The sequence below is a fragment of the Microvirga sp. Mcv34 genome, assembly GCF_024519725.1.
Taxonomy (GTDB): Bacteria; Pseudomonadota; Alphaproteobacteria; order Rhizobiales; family Beijerinckiaceae; genus Microvirga.
Genome location: NZ_JALJRK010000030.1, coordinates 45232 through 67188, shown reverse-complemented (window position 1 = coordinate 67188; position 21957 = coordinate 45232). Strand labels below are relative to the sequence as shown.

Annotated in this window: 28 protein-coding genes; 21 read left to right on the top strand and 7 right to left on the bottom strand. The window is 64.1% G+C overall.

The annotated features are described in order from the left end of the window. The first annotated feature begins 138 nt into the window (after window positions 1–138). Window positions 139–2280: a helicase-related protein gene (locus OC446_RS16845; protein ID WP_262030178.1), complete on the top strand. Its 2142-nt coding sequence runs from the start codon at window positions 139–141 to the stop codon at window positions 2278–2280. A 420-nt stretch (window positions 2281–2700) separates the two neighbouring features. Further along, window positions 2701–3429 (top strand): TIGR02391 family protein, encoded by a 729-nt coding sequence (locus OC446_RS16840; RefSeq protein WP_262030177.1) that lies wholly within the window; start codon window positions 2701–2703, stop codon window positions 3427–3429. A gap of 5 nt (window positions 3430–3434) precedes the next feature. Here OC446_RS16840 and OC446_RS16835 read toward each other — a convergent pair whose 3' ends face one another. The 4 genes from OC446_RS16835 to OC446_RS16820 form a co-directional block, all read right to left on the bottom strand. Further along, complete coding sequence (locus OC446_RS16835; protein WP_262030176.1) at window positions 3435–4274, bottom strand: TIGR02391 family protein; 840 nt, start codon at window positions 4272–4274, stop codon at window positions 3435–3437. Between the two features lie 90 nt (window positions 4275–4364). Then, window positions 4365–5264, bottom strand: coding sequence for an ATP-dependent nuclease (locus tag OC446_RS16830; RefSeq protein ID WP_262030175.1), 900 nt, complete (start codon window positions 5262–5264; stop codon window positions 4365–4367). A 24-nt stretch (window positions 5265–5288) separates the two neighbouring features. Then, on the bottom strand, window positions 5289–5570 hold the full coding sequence (locus OC446_RS16825; protein ID WP_262030174.1) for an ATP-binding protein: 282 nt from the start codon (window positions 5568–5570) through the stop codon (window positions 5289–5291). Between the two features lie 27 nt (window positions 5571–5597). After that, window positions 5598–6086 carry an ATP-dependent nuclease gene (locus OC446_RS16820; RefSeq protein ID WP_262030173.1) on the bottom strand — a complete coding sequence of 163 codons (489 nt, stop codon included), beginning with the start codon at window positions 6084–6086 and terminating at the stop codon, window positions 5598–5600. A 223-nt stretch (window positions 6087–6309) separates the two neighbouring features. On the opposite strand from OC446_RS16820, the gene OC446_RS16815 reads away from it, so the two are divergent. The 7 genes from OC446_RS16815 to OC446_RS16785 all read left to right on the top strand — a co-directional run bounded on the left by OC446_RS16815 (window position 6310) and on the right by OC446_RS16785 (window position 11109). Next, window positions 6310–6600 carry a hypothetical protein gene (locus tag OC446_RS16815; RefSeq protein WP_262030172.1) on the top strand — a complete coding sequence of 97 codons (291 nt, stop codon included), beginning with the start codon at window positions 6310–6312 and terminating at the stop codon, window positions 6598–6600. Between the two features lie 128 nt (window positions 6601–6728). After that, window positions 6729–7118, top strand: coding sequence for a hypothetical protein (locus OC446_RS16810; protein WP_262030171.1), 390 nt, complete (start codon window positions 6729–6731; stop codon window positions 7116–7118). Window positions 7119–7488: 370 nt separating this feature from the next. Then, window positions 7489–7854, top strand: a complete 366-nt coding sequence (locus OC446_RS16805) for a hypothetical protein (protein WP_262030170.1) — start codon at window positions 7489–7491, stop codon at window positions 7852–7854. A gap of 367 nt (window positions 7855–8221) precedes the next feature. Continuing rightward, the gene (locus OC446_RS16800) at window positions 8222–8563 is read left to right on the top strand and encodes a hypothetical protein (protein ID WP_262030169.1); all 342 of its coding nucleotides are present in this window, start codon (window positions 8222–8224) and stop codon (window positions 8561–8563) included. 85 nt (window positions 8564–8648) lie between these two features. Next, complete coding sequence (locus OC446_RS16795; RefSeq protein ID WP_262030168.1) at window positions 8649–10301, top strand: AAA family ATPase; 1653 nt, start codon at window positions 8649–8651, stop codon at window positions 10299–10301. Window positions 10302–10419: 118 nt separating this feature from the next. Then, entirely contained in the window at window positions 10420–10767 is a 348-nt protein-coding gene (locus OC446_RS16790) for a hypothetical protein (RefSeq protein ID WP_262030167.1), read from the top strand. Between the two features lie 9 nt (window positions 10768–10776). Continuing rightward, entirely contained in the window at window positions 10777–11109 is a 333-nt protein-coding gene (locus OC446_RS16785) for a DUF6634 family protein (RefSeq protein WP_262030166.1), read from the top strand. A 406-nt stretch (window positions 11110–11515) separates the two neighbouring features. Here OC446_RS16785 and OC446_RS16780 read toward each other — a convergent pair whose 3' ends face one another. After that, on the bottom strand, window positions 11516–12208 hold the full coding sequence (locus tag OC446_RS16780; RefSeq protein ID WP_262030165.1) for a hypothetical protein: 693 nt from the start codon (window positions 12206–12208) through the stop codon (window positions 11516–11518). A 122-nt stretch (window positions 12209–12330) separates the two neighbouring features. On the opposite strand from OC446_RS16780, the gene OC446_RS16775 reads away from it, so the two are divergent. The 5 genes from OC446_RS16775 (at window position 12331) to OC446_RS16755 (ending at window position 16248) form a co-directional block, all read left to right on the top strand. Next, complete coding sequence (locus OC446_RS16775; RefSeq protein ID WP_262030164.1) at window positions 12331–13365, top strand: hypothetical protein; 1035 nt, start codon at window positions 12331–12333, stop codon at window positions 13363–13365. Between the two features lie 12 nt (window positions 13366–13377). After that, entirely contained in the window at window positions 13378–14418 is a 1041-nt protein-coding gene (locus OC446_RS16770) for a hypothetical protein (RefSeq protein ID WP_262030163.1), read from the top strand. A 153-nt stretch (window positions 14419–14571) separates the two neighbouring features. Beyond that, window positions 14572–15027, top strand: coding sequence for a hypothetical protein (locus OC446_RS16765; protein ID WP_262030162.1), 456 nt, complete (start codon window positions 14572–14574; stop codon window positions 15025–15027). After that, on the top strand, window positions 15020–16060 hold the full coding sequence (locus tag OC446_RS16760; RefSeq protein WP_262030161.1) for a serine/threonine-protein kinase: 1041 nt from the start codon (window positions 15020–15022) through the stop codon (window positions 16058–16060). The genes OC446_RS16765 and OC446_RS16760 overlap by 8 nt, the downstream gene beginning before the upstream one ends. Further along, a complete protein-coding gene (locus OC446_RS16755; RefSeq protein ID WP_262030160.1) occupies window positions 16060–16248 on the top strand; it encodes a hypothetical protein in 189 nt (62 codons plus the stop codon). Before OC446_RS16760 ends, OC446_RS16755 begins: the two co-directional genes overlap by 1 nt. A 108-nt stretch (window positions 16249–16356) precedes the next feature. On the opposite strand, the gene OC446_RS16750 is transcribed toward OC446_RS16755, so the two are convergent. Further along, on the bottom strand, window positions 16357–16731 hold the full coding sequence (locus tag OC446_RS16750) for a MerR family DNA-binding protein (RefSeq protein ID WP_262030181.1): 375 nt from the start codon (window positions 16729–16731) through the stop codon (window positions 16357–16359). 272 nt (window positions 16732–17003) lie between these two features. Here OC446_RS16750 and OC446_RS16745 point away from each other — a divergent pair, with 272 nt between their 5' ends. The 6 genes from OC446_RS16745 to OC446_RS16720 all read left to right on the top strand — a co-directional run bounded on the left by OC446_RS16745 (window position 17004) and on the right by OC446_RS16720 (window position 20328). Then, window positions 17004–18140, top strand: coding sequence for a murein L,D-transpeptidase family protein (locus OC446_RS16745; RefSeq protein WP_262030159.1), 1137 nt, complete (start codon window positions 17004–17006; stop codon window positions 18138–18140). Between the two features lie 117 nt (window positions 18141–18257). Continuing rightward, window positions 18258–18683 (top strand): MAPEG family protein, encoded by a 426-nt coding sequence (locus tag OC446_RS16740; RefSeq protein ID WP_262030158.1) that lies wholly within the window; start codon window positions 18258–18260, stop codon window positions 18681–18683. Between the two features lie 199 nt (window positions 18684–18882). After that, on the top strand, window positions 18883–19218 hold the full coding sequence (locus tag OC446_RS16735; RefSeq protein WP_262030157.1) for an ArsR/SmtB family transcription factor: 336 nt from the start codon (window positions 18883–18885) through the stop codon (window positions 19216–19218). A 12-nt stretch (window positions 19219–19230) separates the two neighbouring features. Further along, window positions 19231–19656 carry a YeeE/YedE family protein gene (locus OC446_RS16730; RefSeq protein ID WP_262030156.1) on the top strand — a complete coding sequence of 142 codons (426 nt, stop codon included), beginning with the start codon at window positions 19231–19233 and terminating at the stop codon, window positions 19654–19656. Window positions 19657–19659: 3 nt separating this feature from the next. After that, the gene (locus tag OC446_RS16725) at window positions 19660–20118 is read left to right on the top strand and encodes a DUF6691 family protein (RefSeq protein ID WP_262030155.1); all 459 of its coding nucleotides are present in this window, start codon (window positions 19660–19662) and stop codon (window positions 20116–20118) included. A gap of 66 nt (window positions 20119–20184) precedes the next feature. Further along, on the top strand, window positions 20185–20328 hold the full coding sequence (locus tag OC446_RS16720; protein WP_262030154.1) for a hypothetical protein: 144 nt from the start codon (window positions 20185–20187) through the stop codon (window positions 20326–20328). On the opposite strand, the gene OC446_RS16715 is transcribed toward OC446_RS16720, so the two are convergent. Further along, on the bottom strand, window positions 20325–21020 hold the full coding sequence (locus OC446_RS16715) for a gamma-glutamylcyclotransferase (RefSeq protein WP_262030153.1): 696 nt from the start codon (window positions 21018–21020) through the stop codon (window positions 20325–20327). The two genes, OC446_RS16720 and OC446_RS16715, sit on opposite strands and share 4 nt — an antisense overlap. A 423-nt stretch (window positions 21021–21443) precedes the next feature. On the opposite strand from OC446_RS16715, the gene OC446_RS16710 reads away from it, so the two are divergent. After that, window positions 21444–21947 (top strand): DUF2267 domain-containing protein, encoded by a 504-nt coding sequence (locus tag OC446_RS16710; RefSeq protein ID WP_262030152.1) that lies wholly within the window; start codon window positions 21444–21446, stop codon window positions 21945–21947. Window positions 21948–21957: the final 10 nt, after the last annotated feature.

The window sequence follows — 21957 nt, the reverse complement described above, 5'->3', positions numbered from 1 at the left end:
TTCAACACACGGCCAGCCTGAACCCCGCCCGACGTGCTTTGAAATGCGCGCTTACAGTGTAGGATCTGCCGGTGGACGGAGGGCACGGTTCGCGACGAGCGGCGTTGACACTGCATTTCCCTGCAGGAACGCTAGGGCATGGCACGCAAGCGCATCCAAGAGACCGCCGACATCATCCACGACGCGATCCGCAGGGTGGCCCCGTCACGGCGCGACGTCGACGCCGAGGGCCTCCGGCGCTACCTGGGCCTGCCCGAGCACGACGGGTTCGTCGATGACGGCCGGGTGGCCTCCGCCCTCAGCGAAATGCAGAGCCTCAAGGAATGGGCTTCAAAGGGGGCCAGGGAGCTCGCCAAGGCGATCCCATCCCTGCGCTGGACTGAGAGCGAGGACGGTGCCGTCTCGTGGTCTGTGCGGGTGGTCCTGCCGCTCCTCGACGACGGGCGCGTGGAGCTGCGCCTTGTGCTGCCACCTACGCCGCAGATGCTGGAGATCCTGCACGGGATGGCGGTCCGCACCGACCCGCACCACCGCTTCGACGAGTTCAAAGCGGAGGTCTACACGGTCGAGCGGGAGACGGGGAAATCCATGCACCGGGTGGTCAACCGGCTGCGCGAAGACGTACGCGCGGACCTCGCAGAGGTCGGCTCGGGCGCCGCCAGCTACGCCGCGCACATGGACCATGCCCTGCGCTCGCGCCAGTACCAGTTCTCTCCGGACCTGGTCCGGGCCTTGCCCGACAAGTTCAAGGAGCTCCGGGCCCGCGCGAAGAAGCTGGCCCGCCAGGACGCCGGCCTCCGGAACCTGCGCGAGCGGGTCGGCTTCGGCACATACATCGACAAGTTCTGCGCCGCGCGCAGCATGGCCCGTCACATCGTCTTCCACATGGGCCCCACCAACTCCGGCAAGACCCACGCCGCCCTGGAGAGGCTCGCGGCAGCCGGCAAGGGCGCCTACCTGGCCCCACTGCGGCTCCTGGCCCTGGAGAATTACGAGGCTCTGCGCGACCGCGGCCTCAACGCCGGCATGGTCACAGGCGAGGAGGTTTTTGGCGACCGCGGCGCCACCCACGTCTCACGCACCATCGAGACCACGGATCTGCAGCAGACAGTCGACGTGGCGGTAATCGACGAGATCCAGATGATCTCCGACCCGGACCGCGGCTGGGCTTGGACCAACGCGCTCTTCGGCATCCCGGCCAAGACCCTGATCCTGGCCGGCTCCGACGATGCACTGCCTTACGTTCGCCGTGCGGCCGAGGCTGCCAACGAGAGCCTGGAGGTGGTCGTCTTCGAGCGCAAGACGCCGCTCGTCCTGCTCGACAAGCCGGTCCCCCTGAAGGAGGTGAAGGTCGGAGACGCCGTCGTGGCCTTCTCACGCCAGGCGGTGCACGAGCATCGCGAGCTCCTCGTCGGCCTGGGGCACTCTGTGGCCACCATCTACGGGGCGCTTTCCCCCGAGGTGCGCCGCGCGGAGGCCGAGCGCTTCCGCACCGGGGAAGCCGACGTGCTCGTCACCACCGATGCCATCGGCATGGGCCTCAACCTTGGCCCCCTGCAGCGGGTTGTATTCTCCTCCTTGCGAAAATTCGACGGGCGCGAGGACCGTCCGCTCACTAATCCCGAGATACGCCAGATCGCCGGCCGCGCCGGCCGCTTCGGCCACCACGACGTCGGCTATGTGGCCGCCACCACGGAGGAGGGCATCGATCCGATCTGCAAGGCGCTGGCGGGCGCACAGGCAGCACCCGCCGCGGATTCGCGCTTCTACGCCCGTCCCGACCTCGTGGCGATCAGGGCCGCAGCTTCGGAGCTGCGCACCGAGAGCCTGCACGAGGTGCTCACGCACTTCGCCCAGGCTGCCTTCTACGAGGGCTCGCCCTTCCAGCCCTCGGACATGGACGCCATGCTGCAGGCTGCGGAGATGGTCGACCGCACCAAGCTGGACCTGACGCAGAGGTTCGCCCTGTCGATAGCGCCCATTGACCAGCGCGACGAGCTCTCGTTTCAAGTGCTCAAGGGATGGACGCAGATGCTGGCCTCGGGCTCCGGTGTTCCGGCGCTGCGCGGCAACCCCTTCGCCGAGCTCGACCACCAGGAGCGCACGGTGCGACTCGCGGGGGCCTACCTGTGGCTGTCGCGCCGCTTCCCGGACGCTTTCGACGACGCGGACCGGATGCGGCAGGTGCGGGCCCAGGCCAACGAGGCCATCGAGCGCCATTTGCAGGAGACCGCCACGAAGCGGGTGGCCAAGCGCGTGAACGTCGCACAAAGGGGTTAGATGGAAAACCCATGGCTTGCTCTATGGGCTTCGGAATGATTGAGGGCCGCTAAGTCCCTGATCGCAGTCAGCGGAGGCTCTCCGGAGCCGTTCCCTTTGAGCCGATGACGACCCATGCGCAGCTGGCAGCCTTAACCTTCAAGCGGACAGGCACAGGCGCACGGTCGGTATCCGTCGAATGCCGGGAGCCCGACACCTGGACGAAGCAAGTGAATCACGGCTGTGGGCGCCCATATGGTCTGCATCAAGCCGGCAGGTAAACTGTCACGACCGGGTTCCGAACCTTGAAACCTCCTCTTGAAGGTCTGCTTTTTTGGAGAGGCTGCAGACTTATTCCCAACTTCGAGGGTGCATGCCCACGACAGGATAGCTCTCGGGAAGTAAGTAGAGACAAGAAACATTTAAGTTTGGGGCTAGCGGATGAACTTGCGCCTGATTGCGACCACCGTTGGTGACTTGGTGAAGTATGATACTTCAGTCAATCAGATCGAACGCATGGCAAGGGCAATCTTTCCCTTTGAAAAGCAGACCTTTCCAACCGAAGGGATCTCATCAACCAGGGCTGCGCTTGTGTACGATTGGCTCATGACACTCGGTAAGCACCCGATGCAGGCCGATGAGCGCCGCCGTTTGGTATTTCAATTTTGTCGGGCCATTGCCCCTGCAAGCCTACATGAAAGAGTGGAACAAGCACTTGCTGCTGCGGATGTGGCACTCCCGCCAATGCAGACCGAAGGTGGGCTAGAGTTCTCCAGGAGGGACTTCCATTCGGCAGTGCACAAGCACGCCAAATCACTGTTCGTTCAAGGAAACTACTTCCACGCTGTTTTCGAAGCTTGCAAGGCCTACAACAAAGACGTGCGCAATCTCGCTCAGTCAACCCGCGATGGCCAAGAACTCATGATGGCCGTTTGGGATGGTCGCACTGGCGTACTAAAGATCACTCCCTGTCAAAGTGAAACGGACCTTAATTTGCAAGATGGGATCAAATTCCTGTCGGCCGGGATGATGCGAGCAGTTCGAAATCCAACTGCTCATGAACCCGCCATCGATTGGCCGATATCTAAGGAAGATGCACTGGATCTTCTCAGCTTTATCAGCTTCCTTTATCGGCAGCTCGACAAAGCTGTTTACTTCTCAGGAGGGTGATCGGACTAGGGTTTGGCTACCCTAGCCCGCCCGATTGTTGCCAGCAATGTATCAATGAAGGCGCAGACCTTCAGTGCGTCCTCTCGGCTGATGTCATCGGTTAGATGGTGATGCGTTGGATTTCGGAAGGCTAGCATGATCCCTCGGCAAATGTGTGCGATACCTTCATGTTCTTCTCGATCCTCGGAAATCCGGAGCACGGCACGATCCAGATTTGAGTTAATTGCGGTGTTGACTAAGGGTACACCTGTACCCTCAGCGCCTGAGAGCTTTCGAATGCGATCTTCCAGAACCTGAGTGGCCTGATTTATAACCCGGTCAAAGTTGCCTGGGGCAGACAGCAGATCGGAGCACCGCGCTTTCAGGTCGCTGTCCTGGATTGAGTTATAGAGGCTGCCAACCTCAACAACTTTGTTGCTCGGCTGGTAGGCGAATTCCATCAACGATAGGAACTGCCCCAGTTTAGAGCGCAGCACATCGAGATTGCACCACTCGCCATTGCTCTCATAGAAAGCGCTCTCAGGAACCTTCAGTTGTGGAGCTTGGTCCCCGATCAGGTCGCCAACTGAATCGATTATTGTATTTAGGTCGCGGGCCGGGACGCCCCGTACTAAGCCGGTGAGTGGTATGGTATTTCGCAAGCCCTGCGCGCGGGCATAGGCAATCCGAAGCCGGTCATTTTGGTTCATTGCAACACTCGGGAATCTAGCCTTCGAGAGTTTGAAGCCATTTTGTCGGGCAATCTGTCGGGGTGAGTCTACATCCAGCTGCAACCATTCTTTAAAATAATGACCTGCGAAAGATGCTGACTCGCGCGAGTTTCCCGAGGTCTTATGGTCAGGCATGACGCTCACGCCCGGCTTAACCGAAGCCTCGACTCGGAACGTTGTGCGTCCGGCGCCGCCAAGGCGACGGTGCTACGCCCGTCAGCGTCCTCAGCTGAATACATTGGAGATCAGATCGTCGACGGCAGCTGCTTCGCGGCTGCCGCTAGCAGCCCTTGGAGACTCCGGCGCCGGTTCATCCGGTTCCAAGCCGGCCGGGGCAGGGGACGCGAGTTGGCGCACCCCCCGAATGATCTCTCGGATGAAATCAGGAATGATGCCTTGCCGGACGAGCTCCGACGCCATGTAGCGCGCCACGAGAGGCTTGCTGTCCCCTAGCAGCTCTGCGGCCCCGGCCCGCAGCTGCTCGTAGAGACCAGGGCTTGCCAAGTTCACCGCCTGTCTCATGGCGCGTTCGTAATCACCGTCCAGGATCGCGTGGGTCCGCCCGGTTCCGGCGGGAGGGGTGTCGGTCTCCTCCAATCCCAGCATGCGCGTGAGCACCCGGTTCCAGGCGCGGTCCGCGTCGTTCTTGTGGGTGTCGCTGTCGAAAACAGCGAACACGGCAATCTTGTGAGTCTGGTAGAGCTGGTAGAAGGCATCAACCGAGGTCTTGCCGCGGGCCGGCACGATGGAAATGCCGAGGGCGTCGATGTCCACGCCCAACCCTTGCGCGAAGATCGGCAGGGCCGCCGCCTCGGTCGGCCCCTCCACGATCACGACCACACGGGCAAAATAGGCGTCAGCATGCTCGGGCGCACACAGCATCCTGTACCGTTCCTGCAGACTGGTGACCGACATGCGCATCTCCGGGTGCAGCCTTCGACGGGAACGGAGGAGCTCTTCGGCAGTGGTCGTGTTGACCTGAGTGCAGATGTCCTCCTCCTCGTCGTCACAGCGCTCCACCAGAACAATTCGATCCGCCCTAGCCACATTCACAAAGGTCGGGCTGTGGGTTGAGTAGAAAATCTGGCTACCGCCGGCGGCGAGCTCCTCGAACACGCTGGCCACGCTTCGCTGCGCATGGGGATGAAGCTAGATCTCGGGCTCCTCGACTGCGATGATGGCTCCCCGTCGGAGCACGCTCGCATAGGCGCGGAAGAGGGCCATCACGATGAGGTTTCTCATCCCCGATCCCACCTCGGCCGGGCTCTTGGCCTCGGCATGCTCGATCAGGATGGGCTGAAGAGTCTTGTAGAAGTTCAGCGGGTCAAAGGTCCGGAAATCGAACTGCACTCGGTGGGACGTAAGGCGGACCTGGTCGGCGAAGGCCCTGACGATACTCGCCTCAAAGGCCTGATAGAGGTCCGTCCGCAAAAGTTCTTGTGCTTGAGTCAGCAGCTTCTAGACGGCCGTCTGCACTGCCTCGGGCTGGGTTCTCCGAAAGTCCGCGTCGAGTTCCCGGACGATCCGTCCGAAGAGCGACCATTGGGATGACGAGAATGCGCTGTCGAAGGACCGCGCGGCATCGAGGTAGACCAGCGGGATCAACTCGCGCCGCGCTTGGGTCATGTTATAGGCACGGTCGTTCCCATTGAAGGTGCACTGGAGGCGCCCTTCCTCCGTCGAGAACCAAACCCGTGCGATGTTGTCGGGAGCCCCGTCAAACGAGGCTGAGATGTAGAGGTTGCGACTGCGGTCCTTCCGGTAGAAGTCGGTGTCCTGCAGCGTGTTCGCGGAAGGCCAGCGCTCCCCAAGCAGGAAGGCCAAGGCGGAAAGGATGTTGGTCTTGCCGGCATTGTTCGGCCCGATCAGGGCGGTAATGTCGGTTGGATGGAACTCCAGGTCCTTGATGGACCGCCAGTTTCTGATGACGATTTTGCTGATGCGCATGTGACCCCCTTGGGGAGCCTAGCTGTCCCTTCGGAAGCGATCCATCATCCGCGCACGGTTGCGAACGTCCCTCCACAGCTAAGCCGAGGGGTGGAGCAGACGGACTGGCGTTCTTATTGTCCGCTGATCTGCGGACAGCGCATTGACATTTGCGATTTTGTCCGTAGATTGGCGGACATGGGACGGCGACACGGACCGCCCACAATCGCAGGGAAACCTCGATATGACACAGATGGCCGAAATCCTTCGCACCCTCGCGAGCTTTCAGGCAGCCTTTAACGCCGCGCCGACGGACGCAGCACTTAACGATCTAATCGACTCCGTCCTCGGTAAGGACCAAGCCAACGTCGACTTCGCCTATGACTTTGCAAACGACTACATCGTCAGTCTCGCTGACGGCGTCGTCATCGCTTGGGGCGCTGAGCATCCGAGGGGCCGCGACGTAGCCGCCTACTTCTCAGCTGACCGCTATGAAAAACTGGGCTTCGTGGCCCGCCGCGAGGAGATCGACTGAACGGGGATAAGGCTTCGGCCCCACCTGTTCCCCGAGAGCTCTCAGTGCCTTCCGGCAAAGGGCGAGCTCAAATGCCGCCGCCGAGTTGGCGGCTCCGGACGACCCGGCACAACACAAAGGACTGTACAATGGCTGACATCGCGATCCTGCAGCAGCGTGGCTTCCACAACCTCGCGGCAGCTATCATGGGCGGCGCCTTCATCCCCGAGCACATTCGGGACCTCATCCCGTCCGACAACGACGCCCCCGAGGCGTGGGAGGCGCTGCGCCTTGCCGTCAACGACAGCGCTGCCGAGGCCATCGCGTTCGAGTTGATCGAGGGGGCCGTGCACAACGAGCAGTGCAGCGGGCCAGGTACCTACGCGGGCTGGGCTAACGCAACGGACATCGTCGACTGCTATCTGCAGGGGTCCCATTATGAGGACGTCGTGGACAGCAACGACGCTCTCAAGGACGCTGTGGTGCGCCACGTTGGCGAGTGGTTGCAGGGCGTCTTGGAAAGCGAGGACGGGGAGTAAGCTGCCCTCGGCCTCGCGTAACCAGCTTGGTGCTGTGAGGAATTCGCACGGCACCTCATCAAGGAGCAGGCATGGACCCGGAAACCCTGGCGTATGCGGGCAAACTTCTTCTCGGCCCCGAGTGGCAGCGACCCATGGCCCGTCTCCTCGGCCCTCACCACCCCGCGGGGGCCAGGGACAGCCTGGACCCAAGACTGGTCCAGCGATGGGCGTCTGGTGAGCGTCCAATCCCGGCCTGGGTAGCTCACGTGCTGGCCCACCTCCTTGATGACCGCGCCGATGTCTATCGGATGCGGGTGCGTGAGTGCGAAGTGACCGCGGAATATCTCCGTATCCCTAGGCTTGCTGAGATGCCACGCGAGGATGAGGAATGAGAGTCCCTTTCATCGTTGCCTGCCTGTTCCTAGCCGCCCCGGCCTCAGCCCTGGACGTCGCCGACATGCCGACATGGAGCGCGGAAGCGCACGTTGTCAGAGCCGGGACGTCTCGGGATACGGTCTTGGTTTTCGAGAGGACGGGCCCGGGCGTCTGGAAGGTCAAGGCCGACTGCCAGGTGACGGACACTACGACGAGGAAGTGGCGGTCCCACAAGGCGGTCGGCGAGGCCAGGATGCGGGACGGCTTTGTGGTCGGGCAGCTCGAAGGCCTCGGCCGCGTGGTCGTCGCTGCAGACCGGCTGTCTATCGATGATGCGCGCTGCGCGAGCGGGCCCGTCGTGCTGGGCACGGGGGATTAGATGGCGGGGCCGAAGTGGGACGTCAGCCATGGCGAGGGCACCGGCAGGTACGTCGAGCTCCGGGTGTTGGTCTCGGTCGGCCCGGAAGGGTGCAAGGTCATCGTCGAAAATGAGAGGGGCGGCCCGGCGCATGTCGAGGTCGCCCAGCATGGCGAGGCCGGCCAGGCTGCCGGGGAGACCGTGAGGCACCTTGTCGAGCAAGCCGTCTCTGGTTTCCTGCGAACGAATAGCTAGCATAGATCTCAGGCGGTTGGGTTGGTCCTTGGCCGCCTGGTTTTCCTGACGGGCCCTGGCAGTGATGCCGGGGCCTCTTCTTTTGGAAATCCCCCTGCGTAGTCTATACGACACGGGTCGGAGGGATTCGGTCGTGCGTGTTGCCGAGCAGGAAAAGGAAATGTTCCGCGAGCTGGCCGGGAGCGTCCTCGGATCCGGCTGGGTTTTCCGCCTGGCCCACATGGCCGGGGTCGCCGTCCGGACCGCCCAGCGCTGGGCCAGCGGCTCGTCGACGGTCCCATTGCCTGTGCTGGAGGACCTCCGGCGGCAGCGCGAGCTCCTGGCGCAGACTAGGGCCGCCGACAGGGTCTGGGAGATCGTGCGGGACGCCGAGGCCGCCGGCGTCTCGCCCCACGTCGTCGCCGCGCTCCTCAAAGACATCGCCATCACGATCCGCCCAGACGGGGACAACAAGGATTCGATCCCTAATTCTTAATGCATTGTTAACCTTTTTGTCGTAGTCACTGAGACACAGACGTAGTCGGCTCGGCCGCTCGTCAGTCAGGCTCAGGAGGCCTCCAGTGACAGACACCCCCTTCCGGCAGGCAGTGCTTGAAGCACTGCGCGCCGAGCTCGTGCAGCACGAGCACTCCCAATACTCGCTCCCATCGACCGCCGAGCTCTACCGCGGCCATCCATTTTTCAAGGGTGACCTGGAGAAGGACGTGGTCCTCTGGCTCCAATCGCATGCACTCCCCCGCCTGAAGGGCGCCAAGGGCGTAAGCAAGGTGCTGACGACGCTGCACCGGCTGAACGACAATGTCTGCGTCGATTTCGCACACGACGCCGCCCGGGCCGCGCAGCTCATGCTCCGTGACGGCGGCCTCACGCCGGGCGTCGACCTGGTGCTCGACGACATCTTCCAGCGCTGTGCGCTGTACGCCTGGGAAATGGGGCATCAGCACCTGGTGCCGGACGTCGCCGTGTGCGCCTACGCGCTCGCCGCGCGGTCCCGGGAGACCGTGCACATCGTCCGCTACATGCAAAAGGCGCTGACCGCCCTTGCGTCGGCCATGACGCCAGGGCCGCGGGGAGACCGGGACCGGGGGCGGGCCATGAAGGGAGCGCTCGGCAGGCTCGTGGGCTGGGGCTATTACGCCAAGGAGACCTCCCTAGCCGAGGAGGCGCTCAAGGCCGAGGACAAGGAGGCGATCAGGGATCACATCGAGAAGCAGTTCCGACGGATCGCGGACTTGGATGCCGGCAAGGCCCTTGCCGAGGCTGACAACGTCGAGCCGGCGGGCCTCGACGATGCCGATGCCTTCATGCTTGAGCCCGCGCTGCAGAGGCCGGTTACGCCGACGGGGCCGTCGCTGATCGTCGTCCGCGACTTGTCGCATCTCCCCGAGGGCAAGTATGACCGGGGAGCGCCGAGGGCAGAATTCAGCCCCATCGAAGGCGTCCCGTTGCCGCTGGCGCCGGTGCCCGACCTGGCCGAGGCCTCGACCGTTCTCAGAGGGGAATTCCCGTGGTTGGCCGAGCCCATCGACAGGTTGTTGGGATCCCTGGCCGGACGGGACTGCGTAAGGATGATGCCGCCGAGTTTGTTCCTAGGAAGGAGTGGCTGCGGCAAGACCCACCTGGCAAGGCGCGTCGCAGAGGTCCTCCAACTCCAGCACATCCTCTATCCTGCTGGGGGATCCCAAGACTCCGCCGTCGCCGGAACCAACAGGCAGTGGAGCTCATCCAGAGCAGCTTTGCCCACCCAACTGATCTTGCGGACGCGCAGTGCATCGCCGTGCCTGATCGTTGACGAGATCGATAAGGCGGGCACGAGCCGGAAGAATGGCCAGCTTCATGACGCCCTCCTCAGCATGCTCGGCGAAGGGCGCGAGGCGTTCCTCGATCCATTTCTGGAGGCGCCCGTGGATTTGTCTGGGGTGGTCTGGCTATTCACCGCGAACGAGCGTCAGCCCTTGCGCGGCCCGCTGCTGGACCGCCTCGTCGTCCTCGATTGCCCGGATCCCGGACCGGGCGACATGGACGCCATCGTTCAAGGGCTCCTCGCGCAGGCCCGCAAGGAGAGCGGCATCGACGCGCGGTTCACGCCTGATTTGGACAGCACTGAATACGCCGTCCTACATCGGGGATGGAGAGGTGGATCGATCCGGCCACTCAAGCGCGCGTTTGACAGGCTGCTTGCCCTCCGCAGCGCTCCCGGCCTAGCCCATTGAGGTGGCGTCATGGACGAGCTCGAAGCTCTCTGGCGGGTTGTCTCCGACCCGTCGTCTACGTCGGCCGACGTCTGGGCAGCTTGGTGTCGCATCCGCGAGATCATGGCGGAGGCGGCCGATGCCTGAGGCCGATATCTACTGGCATTCGATCAAGAAAGCCTGGAGCATCAGGGTCGCCGGGCGTGTCGTCGACCACCTGCCATGCGTGACGGCGACACGCTGCCGGATGGTCGTCCGCGAGACGGAACGGCAGCGCGCCATCGCCCGGAGCCAGCGCAGCGTGCACGCCTTCATACAAGGGGAAATCCATGTCGGCGACACGCTCGACCACTGCGCTGACCTCGTGGAGATCGGCTACTCACCATGGCACGCCGGGACATTCACGACGCGCCCCGACTTCCGCCCGATTCGCGCCGCCAGGTTGGTGGTTTTCGTCCCAAGCGGGCAGGCTTATGCCCTGCCATGAGGAGACAACATGACGCCTGAGGACCTCGCCGACGCCCCGCTGCTCGATGACTACTACGTGTTGCCCCACGGCGACGTCGCCGTCCTGTTCGGCAACGTCTCCGGCCATCCGACGCTGCGCGGCTACATCACCACGTCCAGGGTCACCGCTATGGATGCCGAGGCGGGCTGGGCGGAGACGCTCAACAGGACCTACCGCCTCGGCAGCCCGTATGTGAAGCCGCGGCAGACGTACCTGGAAGAGTTGATCGCGACGGCGCCGTCCGTGGCCCCCGACATCGACATCGAGGCGGCCAAGCGCGCGTGGGAAGACGACCCGAGCCTGCCGCCCTGGCGGCCGTGACCTAGACGAATTGACGACGTGATCAGGGCGCCACACGGCGCCCTTTTTCATGGGCCGGAGGTTGCTTCGCTGTTGGTGAAATCCATCTGGCCTGGGCTCTGCGGAGGACGAGGCCATGCAAGATTTACGAATCAGTCAGCGGGTGTCCGGGTGGGAGGCCCTGCCTGCCCTCGCGGTGCGCCTCCTGGCGGTCGGCGCAACGCTTTACTACGCAAGCGTTTCCGAGGTGTGGGGCGCACGTGCGCCTGACGTGCGCCCCTCGTCGGGCGCACAGGGCATAGCACTAGAGGGTCCAAGCAAAACAGGCGAATTCGGCCGCTTTTTCCTGTGGATGAAGAATTGACCAACGTATTCACCAACAACGCGTTGTCGAAACCGTTGTGAATGATGTCGTTTTTGTTGGGGGTTAGCCGCCCTTGTTCTCGGGCAGCCCGCGCCCCGTCAGGAAGAACAGGAAGTCCTTGCCGGCCGGCGTGAGCAGCACCTTGCTCTCGTCCGTGACCGGGTCCTCGGGGATGACCACGAGGCCCTGGTCGAGCAGGAAGCCGCCCCAGTTCTTGAACGGGAACGTGGCGTAGAGGTCCGGGAAGGCCGCGGCCGCCATGTCATAGATCTCCTGGGCCTGTGCCGCCGTGATGAAGCCGCGGATGTTGATCTCTTTGAGCGCCAGGATCTGGCTGCCGAAAATGATGCGATAGGTCTGCTCATGATTGCGCTCGACGGTCGCCTGCGCGGCGACGCGGAGGGCCCATGCGAGCTGGGTGTCCTGCGCCCCGGGGAACGCCGCCTCCACCCGGCGCCGGAGGTCCTCTTCGAGGGGCGCGTAGAGCGGATTCGGTGGCGGCAGCGCGGGCAGGCCGGACTGCGGAGCGGGCGCCGGCAGCAGGTCGGCCGATTCCTTGTGGGGCTCTTTCTGCGCCTCGACCTGGGCCTGGGGTGACGGGCCGGACAGGTCGACGGACTTGTCCTTGCCGAAGGTCGCGCCGCGCCAGCGGTCGATGGCGGCGCCGATCTGGTTGCGGAAGAGGACAAGGGCAGCGAGGCCGAGGACCAGGGCGACGGCGCCCCACACGGCGGAGACTTGGGCGGCTGCATTCATGCAAGACTAAAGGCTGGCGGATAACCGATCCGCAAGTAGGGCCCAAGCGCATCCCCAGGTTTCACATGCCTTGCCGCTCACGGCCCAGCCTTGCTACGGTCTCCCCCGGGGACGGGGCCGACATGACAACCATCGCACTGACCAGGGAAGAGGCGCTCGCCGCCTCGAAGGCCTGGGTCAAGGACCGCATCGAGAAACCGAAGACCGTCTACTCAAGCCGGAAGAACGGGCTGCTGACCCAGCTTGCCGCCCGCTGCGCCGCGGAGAGCCTGAAGCAGGGCGACGGCGAGTATGCCCTGGAGGACCGGCTCCAGCGGGCCTGGGACCTGGTCGACTCGATCCAGATGAACGCCCAGAGCGACAAGGTCCGCGACCTGGTCTGGAAGAAGTCCGAGGAGGACATGTCGCCGGAGGAGCTCAAGCTCGTCGAGACGGCCCGCCACCAGATCTGTCGCCGGCACGACCCGCTGCGGGCCTTCCGCGAGGGTCTCGGCTCCGAGCACATGCCCAACATCGACAAGCAGCACCTGCTGGCCGACTGCGCCGACTACCTGGAGCAGACGTGGCTCCGGCATCCCGTGCTCGACTACATCCTCCTCGACATGCTCATCACCCGCGAGCTCTGCGCGTTCGGCGAGCACATCAAGGAGTTCATGATGCCGTTCCCGAAGGACGCCATCGGGCTCAACCGAAAGTACCTCGACGCCAAGGGCAACCTCAACGAGATGCGGAAGGTCCGGTGGAAGGAGCTGGGCGCGCGCTGGGGCACCTGGTCCGTCTGGGCCCTGTTCCTCCCCGGGGCCGCGGTGATCCTGGCCTATCTGGTCGGCGCCGACGGGGTGGCCGACACGATCATGGCGGGCTGGGCCGGGCTGATGGCCGCGCATTTCGGCTTCCGGTTCCTGCGGTTCGTCCTGCGGGGCATCGGCCTCGGGCGCTATGTGGATCCCTCGCACAAGGCCAAGCTCACCTGGGAGGAGATGTACAAGGTCTGGAAGGCCCTGGAGGGGCCCGTCGTCAACCCGGCCATGGTCAAGGAGGCCATGGTGAAGAGCAAGGAGGCCGGGGCGGTCTGGGATGCGCCTGCGTATTCGATCATCGAGAAGGTCATTGCCGACGACCCCGCCGCGTGGGTCGTCGATCCGTCGCGGCGTTAAGCCAGGTCTGACATGACGACAGAGATAGAGGTCCTCACGAAGGAAGACGCGCTCGCGTTCACGAAGCTATGGATCGACAACAGCCTTGAGCCGACCAGGGGCCGCTGGACGTTCAGCCAGGCGAACTGGCTGCTGGGGCAGCTCGCGGCGAAGTGCGTCGCCGAGACCCTGCGCGAGGGCGGCGACCAGCCGGCGCTGCAGGAACGGCTGGCGTATGCGTATGACCTGCTGCGGTCGGTCCGGCTGAATGCGCAGCGCCGGGCCGTCGAGAACCTAACCTACAAGAATTGGGAGGACCTCGACGAGAGCGAGCAGCGGATCGTCGAGAACGCCCGGCACGAGATCTGGCGGCGCCACGATCCCAAGATAGCCTATAAGGAAGGCCTCCAGTCCGAGCACATGCCGGGGATCGACAAGGAGGTCATCCGGTCCCGCTGCGCCGAATATCTCGACAAGCCGTGGCTGAGGCATCCTGTGCTCGACTGGATCTTCGTCGACATCCTGGTTTCGACCGAGATCGCCCTGTTCGGCGAGCACATCAAGCAGAACGTGCTGCCGTTCCCGCGCGACGGCCTCGGCATGAACTCAGGCTACATCCGCACCCAGGGCAACCTTGAAAAGATGCGGGAGGCCAACAAGACCGCGATGCGCGACACGGCCTTTCTAAACTTCCTCTTCACCTGGATCGTGCCGCCCGCCCTGATCGCCGCCGCCTTCTACTTCAAGTGGACGATCACGGGCTTTGTGCTGCTCGGCATCTACTCGCTGCTGATCGCATGGGGGCTCGCCGCGAAGGCGGTGATCGGCGTCAAGAGGATGCTCGGCAAGGAGGTCCCCAAATCGGCATCGGACATCGCGACGGACATCCTGTGGGAGATGTGCAAAGTCTGGGACGAGCTGGAGGGCCCGACGGTGAACCCCAGCATGTTGCGCGAGGCGCTCCTCAAGAGCCGCGCCAAGGGGGCCGTGTGGGACACGGCCGTATTTTCCATCGTTGACCGGGCAATTCTCGTCGATCCAGCCGTGTGGGTGGTGCAGCCGCTACGCGACTGACTTCGGCATTGCCAAATGTCTAAAGGTTCCAGTGTTTTGCCCTCGAAATCGGTAGTGTTGACGCTTCCACTACTGATTTCTTCGTCTTCTTCTGATAGGCCCTGCAGTCCTCGCCCCGGAACCTGCTAAAGGGGAGCCCGTCACGGAGGCACAATGATAACAATCGGAATACGCGCCGCCCCAAGGGTGGTCACCTTTGCGATCTACGACTCGGAAGCCCAGGCCATCATCAACATCGAAGAGATCAAGATCCCGGCCGCGTTCTCGACGCCGGACGGGCTGAAATACCTGCGCAGCAACCTTCTCGACGTCCTCCGCGAGTTCGAGGTCGAACAGGCCGGCGTGCGGGTGACGGAGCCCAGCGCCCAGTCGGCCAGCGTCGAACGGACCCAGATCGAGGGCGTGATCCAGGAGGCCTTCGCCAGCAGCAACCTGACCAGGTACTACGTCGGGCAGATCTCGTCGATCTCGGCCCGGCTCGGCATCGACCGGAAGAAGTTCAAGCCGCTCGTGGACGGCGAGGACGAGTACCCCGTCGAAAACTGGAACAAGATGTCAAAGGAAGAGCGCGAAGCCGTGCTCTGCGCCGTGGGGGCGACGAATGCTTAAGCCGTACAACAAGGCCGAGTTGGTCTTCGACTTTCTCCGGGAGATCGGGTCCGACGGGCGCAACTCGCGGACCTATGTCGCGAAGGACCATCAGCTCAATGCGGAGATTGTGGTCAAGCAGATCGCCAAGGCGCGGCTGGGGTCGACGGCGAACTTCTTCGAGGAGTCCCAGGCCCTGTACGCGAGCGCCCACCCGAACGTCGTTCAGATCCACTATGCCTGCTACGACGACGACCACGTCTACCTTGCCATGCCGCATTACCAGAACGGCTCGGTCAAGGGGCTGATCACCAGCCGGCACATGACGGTCCGGGAGATCGTGAGGATCGCCTGCCAGGTTCTGAGTGGCCTTCACAACATCCATTCGAAGAAGCTCGTCCACTTCGACGTCAAGCCCGACAACATCCTTCTGTCGAACCGGGGCGAGGCCCTGGTGTCGGATTTCGGGCAGGCCAAGCAGATGAACTTCGTCGGCGTGGCGCCGCAGGACAGGCATTACACGCCCATGATCCCGCCGGAAGCGACGCGGCAGGACCAGTTCGACGTTACGTTCGACATCTATCAGTTCGGGCTGACCCTCTACCGGATGTGCAACGGGAACGACGCCTTCTACGAGCAGTTGTCGAAGTACGGGCCGAGGATCGCCAACCGCAATGACTTCCTCTTCGACTTGCGCAACGGGCGCTTCCCGGACCGCAAGGCGTTCGCCCCTCACATCCCGTCCAGGCTCCGCAACATTGTTCGGAAATGCCTGGAGACGGACCCGGAGGACCGCTACCAATCCGCAATTGACGTGGCGAACGCCCTGGCGGACATTGATGGGAAGACGTTGGACTGGCGCCTGGCGGCAAGTCCTGATAAGAAAGTCTGGACGAAGAACGAAAACGGAACAGAGTACGAGTTGACCGTCAACCGTGACGGCAGCTCCGAGTGTTACAAGTGTGTCAATGGTGGCCGGCGGACCCGCGTCACCGATGGTTGCAAGAAGACGATTTCGGAGAAGGAAATCCTGACGCTGCTGGGATCCTACTGATGGCCAAGATCAAGAACGACCCGAACCGATACGTGAGACGGTCCGCCCTGGCGGGGCGCAGGACCGCTTGCGTCGAGGACAAGGGGGATCAGCAGGCCAGGAAGAAGGAAAGGGATTTCCTGACCGCGCCCATCGATGACGGCTTGTACATCGACTTCCGGACCAAGCCGGAGCGCGGTGAGTTCTGACGTCACCCCTCGGGCTCCATGGAGCCAGCCGGCAGGGCACGGCCCTGCCCATTTGCCTCAACTCCCGACGCTGGGCCTCGGCCTGGAGTGGCATCCCATAAAATCCACCTAATGCTGACAGTGTTGGCACTGTCCGTGATCGGCCAAGACCTCGATGATCCGGCACTCGGAAATCCGCCGGTTGTCGCAGGCGACCATGGACTCCAGTTCGTCGCGCAGGGCGGTCAAGCGGGCGATCCTGTCCTTCACCTCGGCGAGGTAGGCCTTGGTGATGTCATGAACCTCGCCGCAGCAGCGGTTGGGATCGTCCGAGAGGCTGAGGAGCTGCCGGATGGCATCGACCTCGAACCCGAGCTCGCGGGCATGGCGGATGGGACTGAGCCGGCGCACCTCGTGGCCCCGACGGCCGTCACCGGCGGCGTGCTCGCCTTTGCCTGGGTCGCCTTCTCGGTCCAGATCCGCATGGAGGAGGAGCACCTGCATCGCATGCATGGCTTCGCCTATGACCGGTACCGCGCCGCCGTGCCGCGATGGATCGGCCTTCCGGGATCCTCGGCTGAGGCGTCTGCCGCCCACGGCCAACCTGTGGATCGTGGGTAAGCGGGAGCCGGTGCCTCAATCCTGCCGGACTTGGCGGCAACTTCTACTTCGCATCGGCCGGGCTCGCGGCAAGCGAACCTGAAGCCGGAAATCAAGGGAAATCGGGGAACTGCCCGGCATCAACGCCTGGGCGGATCGGAAGCGGGGATCCCCTCATGAAGCGTATCGCATTGGCTGCGAGCCTCGTTCTCGCGCTCGCCGCCTGTCAGGGTGACACCCGGTCCACGCGCCATCTTGCTCCCATTCCCCAGGCGACCATGGCGCTGATGGACAGCAAGGGCATGTCCAAGAACGATCCCATCCTGATTCGAGCCTTCAAGAAGGAGGCGGAGATGGAGGTCTGGAAGCGGGGCTCCAACGGCAAGTACGCCTTGCTCAAGACCTATCCGATCTGCCGCTGGTCCGGCCAACTCGGCCCCAAGATCCAGACCGGTGACCGGCAGGCGCCGGAGGGCTTCTATACGATCACGCCCGGGCAGATGAACCCGAACTCGTCCTATTACCTGTCCTTCGACACCGGCTTCCCGAACGCCTATGACCAGCAGATGGGCCGCACGGGCAGCCTACTCATGGTGCACGGCTCATGCTCGTCGGCCGGCTGCTTTGCCATGACGGACGAGAGCATCGCCGAGATCTACGCCATCGCCCGCGAGGCCCTCGCTAGCGGCCAGCGCGGCTTCCAATTCCAGTCGTATCCGTTCCGGATGACAGCCGAGAACCTGGCCAAGCACCGCCTCGACCCGAACATCGCGTTTTGGAAGAACCTGAAAGAAGGCAACGACACCTTCGAGGTCACCCGCGAGGAGCCGCAGGTCGGGGTCGGCAACGGGCACTACGTCTTCGATGCGGGTGATCCATCCGCGGCGGCCACGGTGGCTCAGAAACAGCAGAAGGACGAGCAGCAAGTGGCCGCCTTGGTTGCCCGGGGCGTGCAGCCTGTCAGGGTGGTCTATGCCGACGGCGGGCAACATTGGAGCTTCCGTGAAGCGCTGTCCCGGGAGGATGGCTCGCTTGCCGTAGATGCCAGCGCCCGCAACCGTCTCGGTGACGTGAGCCGCCCCGAGGCCCTGGCTGCCGGGCCGCAGGAGGTCGTCCTAGGCGCAAACGGCAAGCCGAAGCAAGGAGCGGCATCGACGCTCGCGTACACCTCGCAGAGGCCGCAGGGAGGCTGGACTCCGTCCGGTGAACCGAGCAGGCAGGTTGCTCCGGCAGCAGCAGCGCCTGTGCCAGCAACCGACGCGGGAGGCGGTGGGGGTTCTGTCCTTGAGCGCTTTCGGGTGTTCGGCGGCTAGGGCTGCGGAGCGGCGACGGGAGCGCTCCACCTCAGCGCTGGGTTCGGCTTGCGCGGATGGCGGCCAAGAGGCCCTCCGCCAAGAAGGACACAACCTACTTGAGTGCGGAGGGGTTCAATGACGATCCCGCAATGGGCGCTCCTCGGCTTTGCCGTGTGGACGCTGCTTGTGCTCTTCGGAACGGTCGGGGTCTACCGATGGTCCAGGATCTTCACGGGACAGGTGAGAATTTCCGAATGGCAGGCTGACCTGCCCCAAGGCAGTGACTGGTACCAGCGGGCCATGAGGGCGCACATGAACTGCGTTGAGAACCTGCCGGTCTTTGCTGCCATCGTCCTGTGCGCCACCGCAACTGGTGCGGACAGCCGCCTCCTGGACCTGCTGGCCGGAGCCATTCTGGTCTCTCGCATCGGTCAGACCACGGTTCATCTCGCTCTTGCGCCCTCCGATCTCGCCGCCTCAGTCCGGTTCGCGTTCTTCTTCGTGCAGGCGATCTGCATGCTCGCAATGGCCGCATCCGTGGCAGTCTCGGCAGCAGGATAACGGTGGCCTTAAGCATCGAGTCAGAGGCGGGCCGCCTACGGGGCATGACTGACGCGGCTGCCATGGTCGTGTGGGTCCGGACCAATGGGGCTGAAATCACCCCTCAGCCCCTTCAGGCCACACCGTTCCGTCGTGCCAGCCCTTTCTTATCCATAAGAACATACTAAATTAGACAAATCTTATGAACTTGGGTATGCATATGCCTGGCGTGGAACTCGATCTCGAAACATTTGAGCAGAAGGCGACCGAGGTTGCGGACATTCTGCGGGCGCTCGCCAACGAGCGGCGGCTGATGATCCTGTGCAAGTTGGTCGAGTGGGGCGAGGCCAACGTGACCTCCTTGACCGAGGCGGTGGGGCTGTCGCAATCGGCCCTGTCGCAGCACCTCGCCAAGATGCGGGATGAGGGCATCGTCGCCACCCGGCGCGAGAGCCAGACGATCTGGTACCGCATCGTCGACCCGCGCATCGAGCAGCTCTTCGCCACGCTCTACGAGCTCTACTGCAAGCCAGCCAAGGCCAGAAAGTCCCGCTGATCGGAGGCCGCGATGGAAAACTTCACCCCTGTCTCGGCCCTGATCGGCGGCCTGATGATCGGCGCCTCGGCAGCCCTGTTCCTGGTATTGAACGGGCGCATCGCGGGCATCAGCGGCATCCTCGGCGGGCTGCTCCATCCGGCCCGCAGCGAGATCGGCTGGCGCCTGGCATTCCTGGCCGGCCTGTTCGTTGCGCCGCTGGTCTACGTCGCCTCTGGTGGTGTCCTGCCGCCCGTGGAGCTCGATGCCTCCCTGCCACTCCTGATCCTGGCCGGGCTGATCGTCGGCTTTGGCACGCGGCTGGGCGCCGGCTGCACCAGTGGTCACGGCGTCTGCGGTATCGGCCGCGGCTCGCCGCGCTCGCTCGCGGCCACCGCGGTGTTCATGGTCACCGCCATTGCCACCGTCTTCGTCATCCGTCACCTCATCGGGACGTAAGCCATGCCCTTAATCGTATCTGCCTTCGTCTCCGGCCTTCTCTTCGGCCTCGGGCTGATCGCCTCGCAGATGGTCAACCCGGCCAAGGTGCTCGGCTTCCTCGACATCTTCGGCATCTGGGACCCGAGCCTCGCCCTGGTCATGGGCGGCGCGGTCGTGGTGTCCGGGCTGGGCTATCTCGTCGCCAAACGCCGCGGCGTGCCCGTGCTGGCGCCGCGCCTGGAGATCCCGACCCGGCGCGACCTTGATCCGCGCCTGATCGGCGGGGCCGCCCTGTTCGGGATCGGCTGGGGCTTGGTTGGCCTATGCCCAGGCCCAGCGTTGGTCGGCCTGACCTTCGGCCCGTGGCAGGTGTTCGTGTTCGTCGCTGCCATGATCGTCGGCATGGCGGTCTTCCGCCTGGTGCCCGCCGACTGGCCGCAGGTCACCTTCCGGCGCGAGGCCACCCGCATGGATGGCTGAGACTCAAACGCCGACCATTCCAGCCTTCAAGCCCTGCGTCATCCCCTGAAAGCAGGAGCAAGCGTTATGTCCGCCCAGACTTCCTCGCCCTTGCACGGCCGCACCATCATGAAGGGCTTCTACGAGAAGCGCACCGGCAGCGTGCAATATCTGGTCGCCGATCCGGAAACAAAGAAAAGGGTCGCTGAGCCACGCCGACCGCTCGCTTAGCTCCGATGCACACGCACCTGGCGGGCGATGCGGTTGAGATGATGGTCGTGGATCCCGAACCCCTCCAGGCCATGAATGGTGTCGAAGAGATAGTCCCGGCAGGAGCCGAGCGCCCCGCAGGCGGTGGCGATCACCCGAGCCGTGTCGGCCTCCGAAGCGGATCGGACATAGTTCGGGGCCTTGCGGTTGATCGTGAAGGCAATGCCGAACGTGTCTTCGGGCAGGTCGGGGCCGTGCAGCCTGACCCAGCGCGGCACATAGGCGCCCGTCACCATCTCGCGCCGCCAGACCAATTCAAGCTCGGCCTCCGCCTCGGCGCGGGCGATGCGGAAGGCCACGCCCCGGCAGGAGCCGCCGCGGTCGAGCCCAAGCACCAGGCCGGGGGCCTCCGGGGTGCCGCGCCCGATGGGCGTGGACAGGCAGAACTCGCGGTGCCAGCCCCGGATCAGGACCGGCTTCTGCTCGACATGGTGGAAGGCCGGGTTCCAGATCAGGGAGCCATAGCCGAACAGCCAGACATCGCCCGGCGCGGGTTGCGTGGCCAGGGTCGCCTGGAGGGATGCATGCCGCTCGGCATCGCTCAACACTGGCAGATTGATCCCGGAGCGGGCGATCATCTCATGCACGAAGCCGTCCCGGAGGGCCTCCCGGGTCAGGCGATGAGATCGCTTCGGCGCGGCAGGTCCTTCCATTCCAATCTCCACTGGGTCGGCACTCGCGTGGCCGCGGGGGCCGGTTCCCTTCGGCTCTCTGCATGCCATAGGTCGGTATGTAAGTCTTGGGGGGCTGGTATGTTCATGCCGCTGGCGCATGGCAGTGTCACGCATGCTGCGCCGGCTCGAACAAGTGACGCGCGGTCGACCGTCGGGGAGTTATTGCGGCGCGAACGGGTTCCTGAACCCGCCCGCCCGTGCCGGAGCCTTGGGCGGGTGGTGCTGCCAACGCGGGCCCGCGCGGGGGCGTTCCGTGTCCGAGGCAGAGGGCGCGTGGGAGCTCTGCTCGCGCACGGAAACGGCCCGGCTGAGCCTTTTCAGCGCCCTTCATGGAGAGGCCTCGGAACATCCAAAACCGCCCCGAGTTGGCTGGCGAACATTCGCAGTCTCGCGAGGTTTTCCATGAGCGCGACTGGTCTCGATGTCTTCGACAAGACGCTGCAAACCACCCACACCTGGCTTGCCGAACTGATGCAGGACGAGGCGGTCGGCTCCGACCGGCAGCTCGCCTGGCACGTGCTCGGGGTGGTTCTGCGCGCGGTGCGCGACCGCATCCCATTGGAGCTGGCCGTTCATCTCGGCTCGGAGCTGCCGCTCTTGGTCCGCGGCCTCTACTATGATCAATGGCACGCGCCCGGCCGCATGGACGAAAAGCCCCGCTCGCTCGACGAGTTCCTGGAGCCCATCGGCGAGCGGCTGGGCCAGATCCGCTCCATGGACACCCGCGCGGTGACGGGAGCCGTGTTCACGGTCCTGGCGCGCCACGTGGATGCAGGGCAGGCCGAAAAGGTCCGGCACGCCCTTCCGGGGGAGGTGCAGACCCTCTGGCCCGCGGCCGCCACCTGGGTGGAGGTCGAGCGCGACCGCGCAGAAGGCGATGTGGCAGCCGGCAGCGCACGCGCCTGATGATGAGCGG